Here is a 20,901-nt window from a genome sequence, read left to right as displayed (position 1 = left end):
ACCCCTACCTCGCCGCCGCCCACGCCCTCGGCGTGGACCCCGGCGCGTGCGTGGCCGTCGAGGACACCCCGACCGGTGTGGCCTCCGCCGAGGCCGCCGGCTGCCGCGTGCTGGCCGTGCCCTCCCTGGCGCCCATCGCCCCCGGCGCCGGACGCGCGGTGCTCGGCAGCCTGGAACGGGCCGACGTCTCTGTGCTGCGGGCCCTGGTCGCGCGGCCCCCGTCCTTCCTCGTGCCCGCCTTCACCAGCCGGCGCGCCCGCGTCGGCGAGCCGTTCCGCGCCACGGTCGCCGGGCTCCTGCGCGGCGCCCCCGTCACCTACGCCGGGACCGCGGGCCCCGACTGGGCGCGGGTCTCCGCCGACGGCACCATCACCGGCACCCCCGACGCACCCGGCGACGCGGAGGTCGCCGTCACCGCCACGGACGCCGACGGCCGCTCCACCACCGTCACCGTGCGTGTGCCGGTCGTCGCGGCGGGTGAAACCGTCGTGCGCGAGCTGCGCGTCATGAGCTGGAACCTGTGGCTCGGCGGCACCCGCGTCGACGACCACCGGGACAAGCAGCTGCGCGTGCTGCTGGAAGCCGACGTGGACGTCGTCGGCCTGCAGGAGACGCGGACGCACTCCGCCAAGGAACTGGCCGAGGCGCTGGGCTGGGACCACCACCAGGCGGGCGACAACCTCGGCGTCATCAGCCGCTACCCGATCGTCTCCCGCCACGGCCTGCCCGCGAGCCCGTTCTACGGTGGCCTCGGTGCCACCGTCCGGCTCGACGAGGGCCACGACGTCACCTTGTGGAGCGCGCACCTGAACTACACCCCGTACGGCCCCTACGACGCCCTCCACGACCGGCAGCCGGTCGAGGTGCTCGTCGAGCACGAGGCGGCCTCGGGACGCGTGGACCAGATCCGGGACATCCTGCACGACATGGCCGGCGACCTCGCCGCCCGCGACACCACCCCGGTCGTCCTCGTCGGCGACTTCAACGTCCCCTCCCACCTGGACTGGACCGCCGAGGCGGCGCCCCTGCACGGCGGGTACGGACCCGTGCCCTGGCCGGTCACCCTCGCCGCCGAGGCCGCCGGACTGCGCGACTCCTACCGCGAGGCCCACCCGGACCCCGTGCGCGAGCCCGGCACCACCTGGTCACCCGTCACCCCCGAGCCCGAGCCGCAGGACCGGATCGACTACGTCCTGTACGCCGGGCGGGGCCTGCGGGTACTGGACTCCACCACCCTGGTCACCGGGGAGCCCCGCCCCGAACCGGACGTGGCAGGCAACGCCTGGCCCTCCGACCACGCCGCCGTGGTCACCACGTTCGCCCTGTCGTAACGGGCGGGCCCGCGCGACCGGCCGGTCGCGCGGGCCTCAGTCGCACTCGCTCATCTCGTCCAGCCGCGGCCGCTGGTCCGCCACCTCCTGTGAGGCCAACGGCTTGAGGTGCTTGACGTACGAGGCGCGCCACGCCCCGGAGGAGATCTCGTCCTTGATGGCGTCGCATATGGCGTGCTTCAGTTCGGGCTCGTTCTGGGCCAGCCCCACGCCGTACTCCTCGGTCCCGAAGGGGACGCCCAGCAGCCGCAGTTGCCCGGTGTGCTGCGCGCGGTATCCGGCCAGGATGATGTCGTCGGTGGAGACGGCGTCGACCTTCCCCGCCAGCAGCTGGCCGACGCACAGCCCGTACGAGGTCTGCTGCTCGGTCCGTATCTGCGGGTACTCCTTGCGGAGCCGCTCGGCCGGCGTCGAGTCGGTGACGGTGCAGACGTGACGGCCGAAGAGGTCCTGCACGCTGTGGACGGGGGCGTCCTCGCGGACGAGGAAGTCCTGGCCGGCCTGGTAGTAGGGGCCCGCGAAGTCGACGGACTTCTTGCGTTCCTCCGTGATGGAGTAGCTCGCCACTATGAAGTCGACGTACCCGGCGCGCAGGAAGTACTCGCGCGACTGGGTGTCCACGACCGTGAACTGCACCTTGTCGAAGCCCAGATGCCTGGCGATGGCCCTCGCGAGGTCGATGTCGAACCCCTCGTACCCGTCCTTGGCGGTGCTGGAGGCCTCGCTGAGGCCCGGCTGGTCCTTCTTGACGCCGACCACGAGGTAGCCGCGGTCGCGCGCCGTCCGGTAGGTCGGCGAGGAGGAGAGGTCGGGGCCGTCGTCCCCCAGCCGGTGGACGGCGAACCACCCGCCCGCGGCCAGGACCGCGAGGGCGACCCCGCCCGCCGCCAGCGCGTACCAGCGTCGCCGGGAGGGGCGCGGTCGCGGGGGCCGCGGATCCTGCGACGGGGCCACGGAGTCGGGAACCTGCTGTGCGGTGCCGCCGGACCCGTCCGTCCGCGTGGCGTCCGGGTCGTAGTCCGGGTAGACGCCGACCGGGAACTGCGGGGTCTCCTGGGCCACGTGCTGCAGCAACTGCTCGGTGCGCTCCGCCGACAGCCGCGCCCCCGGCTCCTTGACCAGCAGCCCGTCGATCAGCGGGCGCAGCGGCCCCGCGTGCGCCGTCGGCGGCACCTCGGCCGTGCGGACGGCCTCCAGCACCTCGTACGGCGTCGGGCCGCGGAAGGGGGCCCGGCCCTCGACCATCTCGTAGAGGGTGACGCCCAGCGACCACAGGTCGGAGGCGGGCGTGGGCGGCAGCCGGTTGGCCAGCTCCGGTGCCAGGTACTGCGGGGTGCCGACGGTCTCGTGGACCCGCGTCACCTGGGCCGCGCCCTCGAAGGTGGCGATCCCGAAGTCCATGAGCACCGCCCGCCCGTCCCGGCGGAACAGGATGTTGTGCGGCTTCACGTCCCGGTGCAGCACCCCGGCCGCGTGCACCGCGCGCAGTCCGCGCAGCACCTCCAGGCCGATCCGCGCCGCCTGCAGCGCCGGGATCCGGCCCTGCTCGCGCAACTGGTCCGCCAAGGAGTGCGGGTTGACCTGCTCCATGACGATCCAGACCTGGCCGTCGGCCTCGATCACGTCGTGCACGGCGACCACGTGCTCGTGCCCGATCCGGGCGATGGCCTGCGCCTCCCGGCGCGCCCGCTCCACCCACTGTGCCTGCGTCTCCGGGTCCAGCGCGCCCCGGAACAGCAGCTCCTTGACGGCGACCTGACGGCCGAGCCGGTTGTCGTAGGCCTCCCACACCACGCCCATGCCGCCGCGCCCCAACTGCCGGCGCAGTTCGTAGCGGCCGTCGACGAGGGTGTGCGGCATCCCCCCAGTACTCATGCGTGTTCCCCCATCGGTACGTGGTCCGCTACAGGTTAGGGGGCTCTGACGGTGATGAACATCGTCCCCGGGGTGGTGGACGATCACATGTCGGGCGCAATGGTCCGTACCGGTCCAGGGCTCAGGGCTTCACGGACTGGTAGTAGCGCTCGGCGCCGGCGTGCAGCCTCAGCGGGTCGGTGAAGACCGCCGTCCGCAGGTCCATCAGCTGCGCGGCGTGCACCTCCTGACCGATCCGGTCACGGCTGTCGATCACCGTGCGGGTGAGGCGCTCCACCAGCCCGGTGTCCGTCCGGTCCGTGGTGATCAGCAGGTTGGCCACGGCGATCGTCTGCACCGCGCGGCCTCCCTGGACCATGGGGTACGCGTCCGCCGGCATGACGGCCTGCCGGTAGTAGGCCGACTCGTCGCTCTCGGCGTGCAGCCGGGCCACCAGGTCGCCGAGTTGCACCAGCTTCACGTTGGTGGTCTCCGCCAGGTTCGCGATGGTCTTGGTCGGCAGTCCGCCCGACCAGAAGAACGCGTCCAGCTTCCCCTGGCGCAGCATCTCCGGCGCCCGGTCGATGCCGACCGTCCGGCGCCGCACGTCCCCGGGCTCCCCGAGGTCCGCCGCCTCGAGCAGCCGCTGGGCTATCAGGCTCACCCCGGAGCTGGGCTGGCCGATCCCCACCCGCAGTCCGCGCAGGTCCTTCGCCGACCTCACGGGCGAGTCGGCGGGCACCACGAGCTGCATGTAGTCGTCGTACAGCCGGGCGCAGGCACGCAGCCGCCCCGCGCCCGGGCCGTCGTAGTCGGCGACGGCGTCGGCCGCGGCGATCGCGAAGTGGGCCTTGCCGGTCGCCACCCGCCGGACGTTGTCCACGGACCCCTCGGACCGCACCAGGCGCACCGGCACCCCGGGCAGGTCGGTGTGCAGGTAGGGCTGGAGCCGCTTGCCGTACGTGTCGTACACGCCGTTGCGCACACCGGTGGCGAAGTCGACCCGGTCCTTCGGGTACGACGGCCCGTCGGAGGGCAGCACCCACCACAGCAGCAGCGCGACCGCCGCCGCCACCGCCAGCACGGCCTGCACTGCCCTGCGTCTGCCGATACGGGGGAACTCCATCCCCGCGATAGTGCCAGGCCCGGCGCCGCGCTGGCCAGTGCCCTCCGGCCGCGTCCGGTCACCGCAGGTGACGGCCCGCCCCGCGGGGAACACTCGTCCCAGGGCGCACCCCGCCCGAAGGGAGGCCCCGCCATGGGACGCAACGTGAGCTGGACGGTGGGCGACCTCGTCGTGCACCGCGTCGACGAGACCACGCTGCCCGCGGCGACCGGACGGCGGCTGCTGCCCGCCGCGACCCCGCAGGTGGTGGCGGCGGCGCCGTGGCTGCGGCCGGACTTCGCCGCCCCCGACGGCACGCTCCGGCTGGCCACCCACACCTTCGCCGTGGTGGCCGGCGGCCTGCGCGTCCTGGTGGACACCGGGATCGGCAACGGCAAGACCCGGTCCGACCCCGCGTGGCACCGGCTCGCCACCGACTACCCGCGGCGGCTGGCGGAGGCGGGCTTCCCGCCGCACGCCGTGGACCTGGTGATCCTCACCCACCTGCACACCGACCACGTCGGCTGGAACACCCGTGACGACGGCGGCACCTGGGTGCCCGCCTTCCCCCGCGCCCGTTACCTGGTCTCCCGTGCCGAATGGGACCACTGGGCGGGCACGGACCTGGACGACGACCACCGGCAGGTCTTCCGCGACTCGGTGCTGCCGGTCCGCGACGCCGGACTGCTCGACCTGGCCGACGTCGCCGACGCCCCCGTGGAGGCCGCCCCCGGCATCCGTCTCCTGGCGGTGCCCGGGCACACCCCGGGGCAGGTCGCGGTGGAGCTGCACGGTGCCGGGCGGTCCGCGCTGGTCACCGGCGACAGCTTCCACCACCCCGTGCAGATCGCCGACCCCGCGATCACCAGCACCGCCGACTCCGACGCGGCCCTGGCCGTGCGCACCCGCCGCGCGCTGCTCAGCGCGTACGCGGGTACGGACACCCTGCTGCTCGGCACCCACTTCCCGCCCCCCACCGCGGGAAGCGTCGTCCCGGGGGCGGGCGGCCACCGCCTCCTCGCCGAGCCACCCGGCACCTGATGCGGCGGGCGCCGCCCGGTGCCGCCCGGCGCCGTCCGCGCGGGGGCGGGCGCGGGCACGAGCGCGCGCGGCGCGCCCTTACCCTGGATGGGTGCAGCGTGAAGAGCAGGATGTGAAGAGCTACGAGATCCGCACCTACGGGTGCCAGATGAACGTCCACGACTCCGAGCGGCTGGCAGGCCTCCTGGAGGCGGCCGGCTACGTCCGCGCGCCCAAGGACGAGGACGGCACGGTGTCCGCAGATGTCGTCGTCTTCAACACCTGCGCGGTCCGGGAGAACGCCGACAACCGCCTGTACGGCAACCTCGGCCGCCTGGCGCCGCAGAAGGCCGCCCGGCCGGGCATGCAGATCGCCGTCGGCGGCTGCCTGGCGCAGAAGGACCGGGACACGATCGTGAAGAAGGCCCCCTGGGTCGACGTCGTCTTCGGCACCCACAACATCGGCAGCCTCCCCGTGCTGCTGGAGCGCGCCAGGATCGCGGAAGAGGCGCAGGTCGAGATCGCCGAGTCGCTGGATACCTTCCCGTCCACGCTGCCGACGCGGCGCGAGTCGGCCTACGCGGCGTGGGTGTCGATCTCGGTCGGCTGCAACAACACCTGCACCTTCTGCATCGTCCCCGCGCTGCGCGGCAAGGAGAAGGACCGCCGCCCCGGCGACATCCTCGCCGAGGTCGAGGCGCTGGTCGCCGAGGGCGTCACCGAGGTCACCCTGCTCGGCCAGAACGTCAACGCCTACGGCTCCGACATCGGCGACCGCGAGGCCTTCAGCAAGCTGCTGCGCGCCTGCGGGAAGATCGACGGCCTGGAGCGGGTCCGCTTCACCTCGCCCCACCCGCGCGACTTCACCGACGACGTGATCGCGGCCATGGCCGAGACCCCGAACGTGATGCACCAGCTGCACATGCCGCTGCAGTCCGGCTCCGACGCCGTGCTGCGCGCGATGCGCCGCTCGTACCGGCAGGACCGCTACCTCGGCATCATCGAGAAGGTGCGCGCGGCCATGCCGGACGCTGCCATCTCCACCGACATCATCGTGGGCTTCCCCGGCGAGACCGAGGAGGACTTCGAGCAGACGCTGCACGTCGTCCGCGAGGCGCGCTTCGCGCAGGCCTTCACCTTCCAGTACTCCAAGCGCCCGGGCACGCCCGCCGCCGAGATGGAGGGGCAGGTGCCGAAGGCGGTCGTCCAGGAGCGCTACGAGCGGCTGGTCGCGCTGCAGGAGGAGATCTCCTGGGCCGAGAACAAGAAGCAGGTCGGCCGCGTCCTGGAGGTGCTGGTCGCCGAGGGCGAGGGCCGCAAGGACGACGCCACGCACCGCCTGTCCGGCCGCGCCCCCGACAACCGCCTGGTGCACTTCGCGCCGCCCGCCGAGCCGGTCCGCCCCGGGGACATGGTCATGGCGGAGATCACCTACGCCGCGCCGCACCACCTGCTCGCCGAGAGCCCGGCCTTCGGCGTCCGCCGCACTGCGGCGGGCGACGCCTGGGAGCGGCGTACCTCGGCCGCGGCGGCCAAGCCCGCGGGTGTCATGCTGGGCCTGCCGACGATCGGCGCGCCCGTTCCCGCAGCGGCGGTCGCCGCGCCGGGCTGCGGCTGCGACTGACGGAGCGGGGTCCGCGAGGACCGCGGAGACGAGGGGGGACACGGATGGCTCGTTGGGGGCTCTTCGCCGAGGAGACCGTGGGCAGCGGCGACGCCAGGCGCTGGGAGTTCGAGCTCCTCGGCCACGCCGAGGGCACGCGCGAGGAGGCGCTGGGCAAGCTGGAGGAGGCGGCGCTGGCCTACCGGCCCAGCAAGCCGTTCAGCGTGCGGCGCAGCTGGCTGTACCGCTCGGGGGAGGGGTTCGTCCAGGTCAACGAGGGTGTGACCACGACCTACATCTGCCGTTTCACGGTCGCCGAGCTGGTCCGCGACAGCAAGGACCCGAAGGTCGCCGCCACGGCCGAGCCCTGGGACCGCGTGCCCGAGGGCTTCTGAGACGGCGGACGGTAGGGTTCCGATCATGCTGGTCGCCGCCGCCGTCTGCCCCTGTCCGCCGCTGCTCGTGCCCGACGTCGCGTCGGGCGCGGCGCCGGAACTGGACCCGCTGCGCGCCGCCTGCGCCGACGCGTTGGCCGTGCTGGCCGCCGCGCGTGCCGATCTGCTGGTCGTGGTGGGTGCCGCGGACTCCGCGCACGTCTGGGAAGGCGGCGGTACGGGCTCGCTGCGCCCGTACGGCGTCAACCTGACGGTGCGGCTCGGCGACGGCAGCGACCCCGAGCCCCTGGCCCCGTCGCTGACGCTCGCGGCCTGGCTCCTGACGCAGGCGGGCTCCGCGGCGCCCCTGCACGCCTGCGCCGTGCCCGCGCACGCGCCGGCGGCCAGGATGCTGGAGCTGGGACAGGGACTGGCGGGGCTGGCCGACCGGGTGACGCTGCTGGTCATGGGCGACGGCACCACGTCCCGCACGCTCAAGGCTCCCGGCTACCTCGACGAGCGGGCCGAGCCCTTCGACGCGTCCGTGGCGCGCGCCCTCGGTGCCGCCGACACCGGGGCGCTGGCGGCCCTGGACGCACGGCTCGCCACCGACCTGGGGGCGGCAGGCCGCGCCCCGTGGCAGGTCCTGGCCGGCGCCGCGGACGGCGCCGGGCTCGGTGGCCAACTGCTGTACGACCAGGCGCCCTACGGCGTCGGCTACTTCGTGGCGGCCTGGTCGTAGACCGGCCGGTCCCCGGGGTCCGGGACCGTCCTCAGGGCGTGCCCTTGGAGCCGCCCTCCTTGAGGTGCTCCATGGCGTCCTTCGTCTTGTCCACGCCCTTGTGGATCTTCCCGCTGTACTTGTGCTTGGTCTTCTCGTCGACCGTGCGCGCGACCTTGTCCAGGCGGGAGCCGATCGACTCGCCGTGGTGCTCCATGAAGTCGCCGGCCTTCGCGCCGGCCCTGGCCTTGGCGTGCTCGGCCTTGGCCTTCAGCGTGTCCTTGAAGCTCATGCGTCACCGTCTCCCGTGGATGCCTTTGCCGGAAATGACCCCTTTCCCGTAAAGATCTTACCCGTCCACCGGTGAATCCGCGCCGCCGGAATTTGCGAAACTGTGCACGTGAGAATCGACGTCCCCCACGTGATCGCCGTCGTCGGCCCCACCGCGGCCGGCAAGTCCGACCTCGGAGTCGCCCTTGCGCAGGCCCTCGACGGCGAGGTGGTCAACGCGGATTCCATGCAGCTCTACCGCGGCATGGACATCGGCACCGCCAAGCTCACCGAGGACGAGCGGCAGGGCGTGCCGCACCACCTGCTCGACATGTGGGACGTCACCCAGGCCGCCAGCGTCGCCGAGTACCAGCGCCTCGCCCGCGCCGAGATCGACCGGCTGCTGGCCGCCGGTCGCACCCCCGTGCTCGTCGGCGGCTCGGGGCTCTACGTGCGCGCCGCCATCGACGCCCTGGAGTTCCCCGGCACCGACCCGCAGGTGCGCGCCCGGCTGGAGGCCGAGCTCGACACGCTCGGCTCCGGCCCGCTGCACGCCCGCCTGGCCGCCGTGGACCCGGAGGCGGCCCGCGCGATCCTGCCCAGCAACGGCCGGCGGATCGTCCGCGCGCTGGAGGTCGTGGAGATCACCGGCCGCCCCTTCACCGCGAACCTGCCCGGGCACGACTCCGTGTACGACACCGTCCAGATCGGCGTCGACGTCCCCCGCCCGGAGCTCGACGAACGCATCACGCTGCGGGTCGACCGCATGTGGGAGGCCGGACTGGTCGGCGAGGTGGCCGCCCTGGAGACGGCCGGCCTGCGCGAGGGGCGCACGGCCTCCCGGGCGCTCGGCTACCAGCAGGTGCTGGCCGCGCTGGCCGGGGAGTGCACGGACGCGGAGGCGCGCGCCGAGACCGTCCGGGCCACCAAACGCTTCGCGCGCCGGCAGGACTCGTGGTTCCGCCGGGACGGCCGGGTGCACTGGCTGGCGGGCCGTGGACAGGAACTGGTCGGCCAGGCGCTCGCCCTGCTCGGCCCCGCCCGGTCGGGCGGTCACAGCCTGATCACGTGATGGCATCGGGACGCCCCAGCGGCACTTGACGCCTCTTCGAGCGTGCCATCATCGAGCATCGGAGCTACGGTGTCGGACTTCTTGGGAGGGCGCGTGGCGATGGAAGCCGGCCCTCGCAACGGACCGCAGCCGGAACACACCGAGCGCACCTCTGGCGAGGAGCTCGAGCCGCGCGACCGGCTCGTGGTGGACGGCCCCCTGGAGGACCCACTGGACGGGCAGACCCTCGCGGAGGAGGAGCAGTCCTTCCGCGAGCTGCGTCCCGAGCGGCGCCTGCGCGCGTGGCAGCTCGCCCCGATCGTCGCCCTCGGCGTGCTCGGCTCGCTCATGTTCGCCTTCCCGCTGGCCTTCGAGACCGGCGACGGCGGTGCCGTCGTCGCGATGCTCGGCCTCCTGCTGGGCTGCTGCGCCGCGGGCTGGGGGATCATGGCCGCCCGGCGGGTCGGCTACACCTGGCCGGGGCTGCCGGCCCGCGGCTCCGGCCGCCGCCCGGACTGGCGCTTCGTGGCGCTGTACGCGGCGATCACGGTGGTGCTGACGCTGCTCGCCTTCTGGCGGGTCGCCCGTCTGCGCTGACCCGTAGACTCGGCGCATGACCAGCGCAGCACCGCAGGGCCTGCCCTTCCTCAAGGGGCACGGCACGGAGAACGACTTCGTGATCATCCCCGACCCCGACGGGGCCCTCGACCTGACCGCGGGGACCGTCGCGCGCCTGTGCGACCGCCGCGCCGGGATCGGCGGCGACGGGGTGCTGCGGGTCGTGCGGTCGGCGAAGCACCCGGAGGCCGCGGCCATGGCCGCCGAGGCCGAGTGGTTCATGGACTACCGCAACAGTGACGGCAGCATTGCGGAGATGTGCGGCAACGGCGTGCGGGTCTTCGCCCACTACCTCCGGCGCGCCGGTCTCACCGGTGCCGGGGACGTCGCCGTGGCGACCCGCGCCGGCGTGCGCCGGGTGCACATCGACAAGGACGGCGACATCACCGTCGACATGGGCCGCGCCGCGCTCCCCGCCGGCGAGGTCGAGGTGGCGGTCGGCGAGCGCAGCTGGCCCGCCCGCAACGTGAACATGGGCAACCCGCACGCCGTCGCCTTCGTCGACGACCTCGCCGACGCCGGCAAGCTGCTGGACCCCCCGGCCCACACGCCTGCGGCGGCCTACCCGGACGGTGTGAACGTGGAGTTCGTCGTCGACCGGGGGGAGCGCCACGTCGCCATGCGGGTCCACGAGCGCGGCTCCGGCGAGACCCGTTCCTGCGGCACCGGGGCCTGCGCCGTCATGGTCGCCGCGGCCCGGCGCGACGGCCGCGACCCGGCCGTCACCGGCCGTCCCGAGACGTACCGCGTCGACCTGCCGGGCGGCACCCTGGTGATTACCGAACGTCCCGACGGCACCGTCGAGATGACCGGTCCCGCCGTGATCGTCGCCGAGGGCGTCATCGATCCGGCCTGGCTCGGCGACGGCGGCTGAGGATACCCGCTCCGAGGGCCCGGTATTCGCTCGAACGGGTGATGCCGATCACGCTGGGCGAGAGCGTGGCAGCGGCACGTGATGGGCTCGGTAGCATCAAGCACCGGCACGGAAGCCATCCCGCCGGTGGGTGACGCTGCCGGAGGTGCCGCATGAGACCGGACAACGCAGTGGAGACCGCCCCGGGCGCCGCAGGACGCAGGCGCATCCCCCGGGCCGCGGACCTGCGCCGGCTGGGGCGCGCCGCCCTGCTGGGCCCCGGCGGCCGCGCCGGCCGGCTGCCGGAGTCCATCGAGCACATCGCCAAGGTGCACCGCGCCCGACATCCCGGCGCGGACCTCGCCATCCTGCACACGGCGTACGTGCTCGCCGAGTCCTCGCACCGCGGCCAGATGCGCAAGAGCGGGGAGCCGTACATCACGCACCCGCTCGCCGTGACCCTGATCCTCGCCGAACTCGGGGCGGAGACCACGACGTTGACCGCGTCGCTGCTCCACGACACCGTCGAGGACACCGATGTGACGCTCGATCAGGTGCGGGAGGAGTTCGGCGAGGAGGTCCGCTTCCTCGTCGACGGCGTCACCAAGCTGGAGAAGGTGGACTACGGCGCCGCCGCCGAGCCCGAGACCTTCCGCAAGATGCTCGTCGCCACCGGCAACGACGTCCGCGTCATGTCCATCAAGCTCGCCGACCGGCTGCACAACATGCGCACCCTCGGCGTCATGCGCCCCGAGAAACAGGCCCGCATCGCGAAGGTCACCCGGGACGTGCTGATCCCGCTCGCCGAACGCCTCGGCGTCCAGGCGCTGAAGACCGAACTGGAGGACCTGGTCTTCGCCATCCTCCACCCCGAGGACTACCTCCGCACCACCGAACTCATCCTGGAGCACGCCGCCCTGCCCGATCCGCTGGGCGCCGTCGCCGAGGACGTCCGCAAGGTGCTCCGCGAGGCCGGCATCAGCTCCGAGGTCGAGGTACGGCCCCGGCACGTGGTGTCCGTGCACCGGGTGCGGCTCAAGCGCGGCGGCGCGCAGCCCGGCGGCAGCGACTTCGGGCGGGTGCTGATCCAGGTCGCCGAGGACGCCGACTGCTACGCCGTCCTCGGTGAACTGCACACCTGCTTCACCCCCGTGATCGCGGAGTTCAAGGACTTCATCGCGGCGCCCAAGTTCAATCTGTACCAGTCGCTGCACACCGCCATCCGCGACGGCGAGGGCCGCATCGCCGAAGTCCTCATCCGCACACGGCAGATGCACCACACCGCCGAGGCCGGGGTCATCGCGCTCGGCAACCCGTACGCCACCGCCGAGGCGGCGGACTCCGACGAGGGCGAGCGCGTCGACCCCACGCGCCCCGGCTGGTTGGCCCGGTTGCTGGAGTGGCAGCGCGAGGCCCCCGACCCGGACTTCTTCTGGAGCACCCTGCGCGACGAGCTCGCCCAGGACCGCGAGATCACCGTCTTCTCCGCCGACGGCGGCACCGTGGGCCTGCCCGACGGCGCCACCTGTACCGACGCCGCGTACGCACTGCACGGTGAGGGCGCCCACTCCTGCGTCGGCGTGCGCGTCAATGGGCGGCTCGCGCCGCTCGGCACGGTCCTGCGGGACGGCGACACCGTCCAGCTCCTGATGGCCGAGGCCACCGACGGGGACGGGGACGGGTACGGGCCGTCGCCCGAGTGGCTGGAGCACGCCCGCACCCCGGCCGCCCGGATCGCCATCGCCCGCTGGCTGGAGGCCCACCCGGCGGCCACCGCCGAGGAGGAGCCGGCCGCCCCCGCCGTCCGCGCCGCCGCGACGGCCGCCCGCAGGGCCGCCGAACCGCTCGCGGACACCGACCCGCCCGGGACCGCCGTCCGCATGGCCCGCTGCTGCACGCCCGTGCCGCCCGACGGGATCACCGGCTTCCCCATCCGCGGCGGCACCGTCGCCGTGCACCGCAGCGAGTGTCCCGTCGCCGCGCGCATGGCCGCCTCGGGCCGCGCCAGGGTCGCCGTCCACTGGCGCTCCGACGCCCCCGTCACCGGCCATCGGGCCACCCTCTACGCCGAGGCGCTCGGCCGGCCCCGGCTGCTCGCCGACCTCACCGAGGTGATCGCCACCCAGGGCGTCGCCATCGTCTACGCGGCCGTGGAGCCGCCGCAGGAGCACCGCGTACGCCACACCTACACCGTCGAACTGCCCGACCCGGAAGCGCTGCCCGCCCTCATGCGCGCCATGCGCGCCGTCCCCGGTGTGTACGACGTGTACCGCGCCCAGGAGGCCGTGGCCGCCGCGCAGCCGTAGGGGAGTACCCGATCGGGTGGGGTGCTGACGTGCCGCCGTCGGGCGGGCACGGTGCGCTGATACCGGTATCCCATGATCGGATCCTTTGCGCGCCGTGCCACCGTCACCGCGGCGGCCGTGGTGGCGCTCACCGCGGCCGGACTGCCCGGCGACGCGACGCCCGCGGGGCTCGGTGACCGGCTCTACCCCGAACTCGGCAACCCCGGGTACGACGTCTACGACTACGACATCTCGTTCACCTACCGCGGCAACGACCGGCCCCTGGACGCGGTGACCCGGGTCGACGCGCTCGCCACGGACACCCTCGACCGCTTCCACCTCGACTTCCGCGGCGACGTCCGTTCCGTGCAGGTCAACGGCCGCCGGGCGGCGTTCAGCACCTGGCGCGAGGAACTGGTCGTCACCCCCGCCGTCCCGGTACCGCGCGGCGACCGCCTGCGGGTGACCGTCGTCCACACCAGCGACCCCGCGGTCAAGGGCGACACCGGCTGGATCCGCACCAAGGACGGCCTGGCCATGGCCAACCAGGCAGCCGCCGCCCACACCGTCTTCCCCTGTAACGACCACCCCTCGGACAAGGCCCGCTTCGCCTTCCACGTCACCGCGCCGAACGACCTCACCGTCGTCGCCAGCGGCCTGCCCGAGACGGCCGTCCGCAAGGGCCCCGTGACGACCTGGAACTACCGCACCGTCCACGTGATGGCCACCGAGCTCGCCCAGGTCTCCATCGGCCGCTCCGCGGTGCTGCGCCGCACCGGCCCCGGCGGCCTCCCGCTGCGCGACGTCGTCGGCTCCGCCGACCCCGACCGGGCCAAGCTGGAGAAGCGCCTGGCGATGACCGCCGGGCAGATCGCGTGGATGGAGCAGCAGGTCGGCCCGTACCCCTTCGAGACGTACGGCATCCTCAGCGCCGACACCGTCACCGGCTTCGAGCTGGAGACCCAGACCCTCTCGCTCTTCGAGCGGCGGGTGCTGCTGGCCCGGGAGGCCGACGCGGCTCCGGTGATGGTGCACGAACTCGCCCACCAGTGGTTCGGCGACAGCGTCTCGCCCGCGACCTGGTCCGACCTGTGGCTCAACGAGGGGCACGCCACCTGGTACCAGTGGCGCTACGCCGCCGAGCACTACCACGAGCTCACCCTGGAGCAGCTGGCCAAGGCCGCCTACGGCGCCGACGCGCGTCTGCGCCGCGACGGCGGCCCGGCCGCCGCCCCCAAGCCGCCCGGCGCCGACGGCAAGCTCGGCATCTTCCGCGGCAACGTCTACTACGGCGGAGCGCTCGTGCTGTACGCGCTGCGCCAGGAGATGGGCGCCGACGCCTTCCAGCGGCTGGAGCGGGCCTGGGTCGCCCGCCACCGCGACGGGGTCGCCTCCACCCGGGACTTCATCGCCCTCGCCTCCGAGGTCGCCGGCCGCGACCTGGGCGGCTTCCTGGGCGCCTGGCTCTACGGCCCGACCACGCCCCCGATGCCGGGCCACCCCGACTGGAAGCGCTCCGTGCCCGCCAAACCGGTGCACGGTCCCGCGCACCGGCGCAAGGCGGGGAAAGTCGCGTGACCCGGCGGCGACGACCGTGCGACCATCTAGGTGCGGCGACGGCGGCGTGCCCGGGCCGGGGGAATCCTCCGGGTCCGTTCGGCGTTGTCTCCGTACGAGGGGCGAGAGCCCCCCGTCCCGCCGATCTTTCGAGCAAAGGATCCAATGACCTCCTCTTCCTCCTCTTCTTCTGCCCGCAGCCGCCAGCGCCTCCCCGAGAGCCTTCGGGCCGACGCCCTGATGGAAGAGGACGTCGCCTGGAGTCACGAGATCGACGGAGAGCGTGACGGCGACCAGTTCGACCGCTCCGAGCGGGCGTCGCTGCGCCGCGTCGCAGGCCTCTCCACCGAGCTCGAGGACATCACCGAGGTCGAGTACCGCCAGCTCCGCCTGGAGCGGGTCGTGCTCGTCGGGGTCTGGACGGACGGCACGGTGCAGGACGCCGAGAACTCCCTCGCGGAGCTCGCCGCCCTCGCCGAGACCGCCGGCGCCCTCGTCCTGGACGGTGTCATCCAGCGGCGTGACAAGCCGGACCCGGCCACCTACATCGGTTCCGGCAAGGCCCAGGAGCTGCGCGACATCGTCATGGAGAGCGGTGCGGACACCGTGGTCTGCGACGGTGAGCTCAGCCCCGGCCAGCTCATCCACCTCGAGGACGTCGTCAAGGTCAAGGTCGTCGACCGCACCGCACTGATCCTCGACATCTTCGCGCAGCACGCCAAGAGCCGTGAGGGCAAGGCCCAGGTCTCGCTCGCGCAGATGCAGTACATGCTGCCGCGGCTGCGAGGCTGGGGTCAGTCGCTGTCCCGGCAGATGGGTGGCGGTGGCGCCGGCTCCTCGGGCGGCGGCATGGCGACCCGTGGTCCCGGTGAGACCAAGATCGAGACCGACCGGCGGCGCATCCGCGAGAAGATGGCCAAGATGCGCCGGGAGATCGCGGAGATGAAGACCAGCCGCGACCTCAAGCGCCAGGAGCGCAAGCGCCACAAGGTGCCCTCGGTGGCGATCGCCGGTTACACCAACGCCGGCAAGTCCTCACTGCTCAACCGGCTCACCGGCGCGGGCGTCCTGGTGGAGAACGCGCTGTTCGCCACCCTGGACCCGACCGTGCGCCGGGCGGAGACCCCGAGCGGCCGGCTCTACACCCTGGCCGACACCGTCGGTTTTGTGCGGCACCTGCCGCACCACCTGGTCGAGGCGTTCCGCTCCACCATGGAGGAGGTCGCCGAGGCCGACCTCATCCTGCACGTGGTGGACGGCTCGCACCCCAACCCGGACGAGCAGCTCGCCGCCGTGCGCGAGGTCTTCCGCGACGTCGGCGCGCTGGACGTGCCGGAGATCGTGGTGATCAACAAGGCGGACGCCGCCGACCCGGTGCTGCTGCAGTCCCTGCTGCGCCGTGAGAAGCACGCGATCGCCGTATCCGCCCGCACCGGGCGGGGCATCGCGGAGCTGCTCGCCATGGTGGACGACGAGCTGCCGCGGCCCGCCGTCGAGATCGAGGCCCTGGTGCCGTACACGCGCGGTGCGCTCGTCGCCCGCGTGCACGCGGACGGCGAGGTGCTCTCCGAGGAGCACACCGGCGAGGGCACCCTGCTCAAGGCGCGGGTGCACGACGAGCTCGCGGCGGAGCTCGAACCGTTCGCGCTGGTCGCGCGCCGCTAGGCGGCACGCACGTACGAGGAGGGCCCGCCCCAGGCCGGGGGCGGGCCCTCCTCGTGTCCGGCGGCGGTGTCAGCCGCGGATCGCGTCGAAGACCTCCTCGGCCTCGGCGCCCAGATGCGGTCCGGCCAGCCAGCGCGGACTGTCCTGCGGACCGATGGAGGTGTTGCTGACCAGGGCCGGCTTCCCGCCGGGCCCCCGGGCGAACCAGCCGCCGCCGGAGGATCCCGCCGTCATGGTGCAGCCGAGCCAGTGCATGGTCGGTGCCCCCGGGTCCAGCGCGAGGCGGACCGGGTCGCCCGAGCAGTGGTACTGCTGGTAGCCGAAGCCGTCGAAGGGGGCTGCGGCGGGGTAGCCGCGGATGTCCATGGAGTCGATGCCGGCCGAGGTGGGCGCGTCGAACCAGACCGGCACCGACGCCCCGACGGTCTCCTCCAGCGACGTGCCGGAGTCCGGGTTGGTCACCTTCAGCACCGCGAAGTCGTAGGGGTAGGCGGAACTCGTCTCCGAGGACTCCCCGCCCCCGTCGATCCACTGCTGGGAGGTCCCCGCCTCCGTCGCCCACCACGTGCCGTAGGGGGCGAGCTGCTCCTTGGTGGCGCTCCGCAGCGCGGCGCCGCTCAGGCCCGTGTCGTTGAAGGACGGCACGAAGACGATGTTGCGGTACCAGCCGCCCTGGGCGCCGGCGTGCACGCAGTGCCCCGCCGTCCACACCAGGTTGCTGCGGCCCGGGTTGGCCGGATCGCCGACCACGGTCGCCGAGCAGACCGCCTGGCCGTCGGGCATGTCGAAGAGCAGCTTGCCCGTCGCCGGGGAGGCCTCGTGGTACGGGGTCGAAAGGCGCTGCGCCCGGATCGCGGCGGGCTCGCGGTCGGTGGTGCCGTCGTCCACCCGCCCCAGGTCGGGCCGTTGCTCGTCGTCCGGGGTCCCGTCGGCGTTGCGGAGCCGGTCGGCGTCCCAGAGGTCCTTGATGACGGGATTGATGAAGTCGGCCGCGTCGCGCAGCCACTTGTCCTTGTCCCAGTCCTTCCAGCCGCCGTTCTTCAGCGCGTCGGCCCACTGGTCCAGGTCGTCGAGGCTGGTCGGGAGGGCCGTCGGCAGCTGGAGGCCGCCGTCACCGGCCGTGGCGCTGGGTGTCGGGCTCGGCTTGGCGTCGGCGTTGTCGTCGGACGGGCCGCAGGCGGTCGCGGTCACGGCGAGCAGCGCCGCGGCGACGGCGGCCACGGCCAACCGGCTTATCGGTGCCATGGGTTGTGGTCCCCCTGTTGTGAACATGTCGTCTGCCCGCTCAAGGGCAACGCCTCACCGTGCCCTCGAAGGGAGGACGGCGGGTGCCGCACCCGCGGTTCCTCGCCAGGATCTCGGCCCGAGACAGTTGCCGGTAAGCGCGTGCGTCGTTGGTAGCTCCGGGGACGGAGCAGACGACACCGAGGAGTGAGCACGTGGCCGCCATGCCGAGCGCCAGGAGCCGACCGGCGGTGCACGAGGGCGAGTTCGACGACACCGAGGGCATCCTGCGGCGTCAGTCGGCGCGCGAGTCCGCCGCCCGCACCTACGCCCGCTCGCTGCCCGTCGTCCCCGTGCGCGCCCGCGGCATGACCGTCGAGGGAGCCGACGGCCGCCGCTACCTCGACTGCCTCTCCGGCGCCGGCACCCTCGCCCTCGGCCACAACCACCCCGTCGTCCTCGAGGCCATCCGCGCCGTCCTCGACTCCGGTGCCCCGCTCCACGTGCTGGACCTCGCCACCCCCGTCAAGGACGCCTTCACCACCGCGCTCTTCGAGACCCTGCCGCGCGAACTCGCCGACCACGGACGCATCCAGTTCTGCGGCCCGGCCGGCACCGACGCAGTCGAGGCCGCCCTCAAACTCGTCCGCACCGCCACCGGCCGCAGCGGACTGCTCGCCTTCTCCGGCGGCTACCACGGCATGACCGCCGCCGCCCTCGCCGCCACCGGGGACATCGCCGTGCGGGGCGCGGCCGGCGCCGTCGACGCCCGGATCACCCGGCTCCCCTACCCGTACGGCTACCGCTGCCCGTTCGGCGTCGGCGGGGAACACGGCGCCGAACTCTCCGCCCGCCTGACGGAGAACCTGCTCGACGACCCCAAGGGCGGCATCCAGCCCCCCGCGGGCATGCTCCTCGAACCCGTCCAGGGCGAGGGCGGTGTCATCCCCGCCCCCGACACCTGGCTGCGGCGGATGCGCGACCTCACCGCGGCCCGCGGCATCCCGCTCATCGCCGACGAGGTGCAGACCGGCGTGGGGCGCACCGGGACCTTCTGGGCCGTCGAGCACAGCGGCGTCGTCCCGGACGTGATGGTGCTGTCCAAGGCGATCGGCGGCAGCCTCCCGCTCGCCGTCATCGTCTACCGCGAGGAACTCGACTCCTGGCAGCCCGGTGCCCACGCGGGCACCTTCCGCGGCAACCAGCTCGCCATGGCCGCGGGCACGGCCACCCTCGCCTACGTGCGGCGCAACGGCCTCGCCGAGCGCGCCGCCGAGCTCGGTGCCCGGATGCTCGCCCGGCTGCGGGCCCTGGCCGCGGAGCACCCCTGCGTCGGCGACGTCCGCGGCCGCGGCCTCATCGTCGAACTCGGCGGCCGCGACGCCGCCGTGATCCGGCTGCTGCCCCCGCTGACGATCACCGAAGAACAGTCAGAAGCCGTCCTCGACCGCCTCGCCGACGCCCTCGTCGCGGCGACGGCGGTCCGGGCGTGACCTCGTGCCCACCGGCCCCGCCCCGGGGCGGACCGCACCGGGCGCCGACCCCTCACGGAGCGAAGCGATGACCGTACGTCCCGGCGACGAAGCCACCGTGGCAGCCGTCCCCCAGCAGCGCGCCGCCGCGGCCGAAATGCCGGGCCGGGCCGAACCGCCGGCCCACGCCGGGCTGCCCGGACCGTCCGCCCCGTCACCCGGCGACGACCCCCTGGAGCAGGCGGATCCGTGGGCCGCCGCCGACGCCGCCGGCACGGAGGCCCTGCTGCGCTGCTGGGTCCGCGAGACGGGGCTGCCACCGGAGCCGGACGGCCGCACCCTGCGCGTGCCGCTGCCCGCCGGCGGCGCGGAACTCCTCGTCCCGGTCCTGCACTGGTCGGCCGTCGGCCACCACCGCCTCGGCGCCCCGCGCCCCGCCGCCGGGGGCGCCGCACTGGACGCCGTCACCCTCGCCGCGCTGCTCGCACGGGAGGCCGCCGCGGCCGGTCCGGACGGTCCCGGCCTCGTCGCGCGGGTCGCCGACTCCGTACGCCAGACCGCCGCCTTCCTCTCCGCACGCCGCGCCCAAGGGCCGGGAAGGACTCACCGAGACCGAGGCCGTGGTCTACGCCCCGGAAACGCGCGGGGCCTTCGCCCTGCACTGGCTGTCCGTGCACCGCTCGCTGCTGGCCACCGACTCCGCCTGGACCGAACGCGGCCGCCCGGTCCCCGCCGAGCACCTGCTGGCGGCCCTCGCCGGACCGGAACTCGCCCGGCGGCTGCCCGCCGGCACCGTGGCCCTGCCGCTCCACCCCTGGCAGGCCCGCGAGGTCGCCCACCGCCCGGCGGTGCGCGCACTGCTGGAGGCCGGGCTCCTCCACGACCTCGGGGCCGCGGGCGACCCCTGGCACCCCACGTCCTCGCTGCGCACGGTGTTCCGTCCGGGCGCCCCCGCGATGCTCAAGCTCTCGCTGGCCCTGCGGATCACCAACTCCCGCCGCGAGAACCTCCGCAAGGAACTCCACCGGGGCGTCGAGGTGCACCGGCTGCTGCGGGCCGGCCTCGCCGCGCGCTGGCACGCCGCGCACCCCGGGTTCGACATCGTCCGCGACCCCGCCTGGCTGGCCGTCGGCACCGCCTCCGGCGCCCCCGTACCCGGCCTCGACGTCGTCCTGCGGCACAACCCCTTCGGCCCCGGCGACGAGGTGCGCTGCCTCGCCGGGATCACGGCCCTGCGCCCCGCGCCGGACGGGGGCGCCCTGCGGTCCCGGCTCGGCGAACTGCTGGGCCGGCTCGCGTCCCGTACCCGACGACCGGTGACGGCCGTCGCCACCGAGTGGTTCCTGCGCTACCTGGACGCCGTGGTCCGGCCGGTGCTGTGGCTGGACGGCGAGGCGGGCATCGCCCTGGAGGCCCACCAGCAGAACACCCTGGTCGTCCTCGACGCCCACGGCTGGCCGGCCGGCGGCCGCTACCGCGACAACCAGGGCTACTACTTCCGCGAGTCCGCGCGCGCCGGGCTCACCGCCCTGCTGCCCGGGGCCGGCGGGAGCAGCGACACCTTCGTGGCCGACGCCGTGGCGGACGAGCGCTTCGCCTACTACCTCGGCGTCAACAACGTCCTCGGCCTGGTCGGCGCCCTGGGCTCCCAGCGCCTCGCCGACGAACGGGTGCTCCTCGCCGCCCTGCGCCGCTTCCTGGAGCAGGCCGCCCGCACCGGCCGCTCCGGCCTGCCCGCACGGCTGCTGGCGGAACCCGGGCTGCGCTGCAAGGCCAACCTCCTCACCCGGCTGCACGGGATGGACGAGCTGGCCGGCCCCGTCGACACCCAGTCCGTCTACGTCACCGTCCCCAACCCCCTCACCGCCTGACGAGAGGAGGCCGCGACCACCGTGGCG

Annotated in this window: 16 protein-coding genes and 1 pseudogene; 13 read left to right on the top strand and 4 right to left on the bottom strand. The window is 74.0% G+C overall.

Annotated features, from left to right (window positions below; all coding sequences use genetic code 11):
* The coding region (locus PV341_RS31535; RefSeq protein WP_500359613.1) for an endonuclease/exonuclease/phosphatase family protein at positions 1 to 1,331 on the top strand (1,331 nt) is incomplete at its 5' end.
* 36 nt (positions 1,332 to 1,367) lie between these two features.
* Here the strand turns inward: PV341_RS31535 and PV341_RS31530 are convergent.
* Positions 1,368 to 3,206, bottom strand: a complete 1,839-nt coding sequence (locus tag PV341_RS31530) for a bifunctional serine/threonine-protein kinase/glutamate ABC transporter substrate-binding protein (RefSeq protein ID WP_500359612.1) — start codon at positions 3,204 to 3,206, stop codon at positions 1,368 to 1,370.
* A 121-nt stretch (positions 3,207 to 3,327) separates the two neighbouring features.
* Entirely contained in the window at positions 3,328 to 4,311 is a 984-nt protein-coding gene (locus PV341_RS31525) for a TAXI family TRAP transporter solute-binding subunit (protein ID WP_500329045.1), read from the bottom strand.
* A gap of 132 nt (positions 4,312 to 4,443) precedes the next feature.
* Between PV341_RS31525 and PV341_RS31520 the strand changes: the two genes are divergently transcribed.
* The 4 genes from PV341_RS31520 to PV341_RS31505 all read left to right on the top strand — a co-directional run bounded on the left by PV341_RS31520 (position 4,444) and on the right by PV341_RS31505 (position 8,029).
* Positions 4,444 to 5,331, top strand: a complete 888-nt coding sequence (locus tag PV341_RS31520; protein ID WP_500329044.1) for an MBL fold metallo-hydrolase — start codon at positions 4,444 to 4,446, stop codon at positions 5,329 to 5,331.
* Between the two features lie 112 nt (positions 5,332 to 5,443).
* Entirely contained in the window at positions 5,444 to 6,934 is a 1,491-nt protein-coding gene (miaB, locus tag PV341_RS31515; RefSeq protein ID WP_500359615.1) for a tRNA (N6-isopentenyl adenosine(37)-C2)-methylthiotransferase MiaB, read from the top strand.
* 44 nt (positions 6,935 to 6,978) lie between these two features.
* Positions 6,979 to 7,308, top strand: coding sequence for a hypothetical protein (locus PV341_RS31510; protein WP_499514407.1), 330 nt, complete (start codon positions 6,979 to 6,981; stop codon positions 7,306 to 7,308).
* Between the two features lie 25 nt (positions 7,309 to 7,333).
* On the top strand, positions 7,334 to 8,029 hold the full coding sequence (locus PV341_RS31505; RefSeq protein ID WP_500329043.1) for a class III extradiol ring-cleavage dioxygenase family protein: 696 nt from the start codon (positions 7,334 to 7,336) through the stop codon (positions 8,027 to 8,029).
* Between the two features lie 31 nt (positions 8,030 to 8,060).
* Here the strand turns inward: PV341_RS31505 and PV341_RS31500 are convergent, their stop codons facing one another.
* Positions 8,061 to 8,300, bottom strand: coding sequence for an antitoxin (locus tag PV341_RS31500; protein ID WP_499514409.1), 240 nt, complete (start codon positions 8,298 to 8,300; stop codon positions 8,061 to 8,063).
* 108 nt (positions 8,301 to 8,408) lie between these two features.
* Here PV341_RS31500 and miaA point away from each other — a divergent pair, with 108 nt between their 5' ends.
* From miaA to hflX, 6 genes are all read left to right on the top strand, one after another.
* Positions 8,409 to 9,350 (top strand): tRNA (adenosine(37)-N6)-dimethylallyltransferase MiaA, encoded by a 942-nt coding sequence (miaA, locus tag PV341_RS31495; protein WP_500359611.1) that lies wholly within the window; start codon positions 8,409 to 8,411, stop codon positions 9,348 to 9,350.
* A 99-nt stretch (positions 9,351 to 9,449) separates the two neighbouring features.
* Positions 9,450 to 9,926 carry a hypothetical protein gene (locus PV341_RS31490; protein WP_500329041.1) on the top strand — a complete coding sequence of 159 codons (477 nt, stop codon included), beginning with the start codon at positions 9,450 to 9,452 and terminating at the stop codon, positions 9,924 to 9,926.
* A gap of 16 nt (positions 9,927 to 9,942) precedes the next feature.
* Positions 9,943 to 10,821: a diaminopimelate epimerase gene (dapF, locus tag PV341_RS31485; RefSeq protein WP_499514411.1), complete on the top strand. Its 879-nt coding sequence runs from the start codon at positions 9,943 to 9,945 to the stop codon at positions 10,819 to 10,821.
* 152 nt (positions 10,822 to 10,973) lie between these two features.
* Positions 10,974 to 13,106: a RelA/SpoT family protein gene (locus PV341_RS31480; protein ID WP_500329040.1), complete on the top strand. Its 2,133-nt coding sequence runs from the start codon at positions 10,974 to 10,976 to the stop codon at positions 13,104 to 13,106.
* A gap of 72 nt (positions 13,107 to 13,178) precedes the next feature.
* Positions 13,179 to 14,663, top strand: coding sequence for a M1 family metallopeptidase (locus PV341_RS31475; RefSeq protein ID WP_500329039.1), 1,485 nt, complete (start codon positions 13,179 to 13,181; stop codon positions 14,661 to 14,663).
* 144 nt (positions 14,664 to 14,807) lie between these two features.
* The gene (gene hflX / locus PV341_RS31470) at positions 14,808 to 16,307 is read left to right on the top strand and encodes a GTPase HflX (protein WP_500329038.1); all 1,500 of its coding nucleotides are present in this window, start codon (positions 14,808 to 14,810) and stop codon (positions 16,305 to 16,307) included.
* Between the two features lie 69 nt (positions 16,308 to 16,376).
* On the opposite strand, the gene PV341_RS31465 is transcribed toward hflX, so the two are convergent.
* Complete coding sequence (locus PV341_RS31465; RefSeq protein ID WP_500359610.1) at positions 16,377 to 17,552, bottom strand: trypsin-like serine peptidase; 1,176 nt, start codon at positions 17,550 to 17,552, stop codon at positions 16,377 to 16,379.
* A gap of 203 nt (positions 17,553 to 17,755) precedes the next feature.
* On the opposite strand from PV341_RS31465, the gene PV341_RS31460 reads away from it, so the two are divergent.
* Both PV341_RS31460 and PV341_RS31455 read left to right on the top strand, forming a co-directional pair.
* A complete protein-coding gene (locus PV341_RS31460) occupies positions 17,756 to 19,024 on the top strand; it encodes a diaminobutyrate--2-oxoglutarate transaminase family protein (RefSeq protein WP_500359614.1) in 1,269 nt (422 codons plus the stop codon).
* A gap of 67 nt (positions 19,025 to 19,091) precedes the next feature.
* Positions 19,092 to 20,874, top strand: a pseudogene (locus tag PV341_RS31455) (IucA/IucC family protein).
* The last annotated feature ends 27 nt before the right edge of the window (positions 20,875 to 20,901 follow it).

The organism is Streptomyces sp. PA03-1a (genome assembly GCF_033792805.1).
Classification (GTDB): Bacteria; Actinomycetota; Actinomycetes; order Streptomycetales; family Streptomycetaceae; genus Actinacidiphila.
Note: the sequence above shows the minus strand (reverse complement) of the source record. Positions and strands in the feature narration are given on the sequence as shown.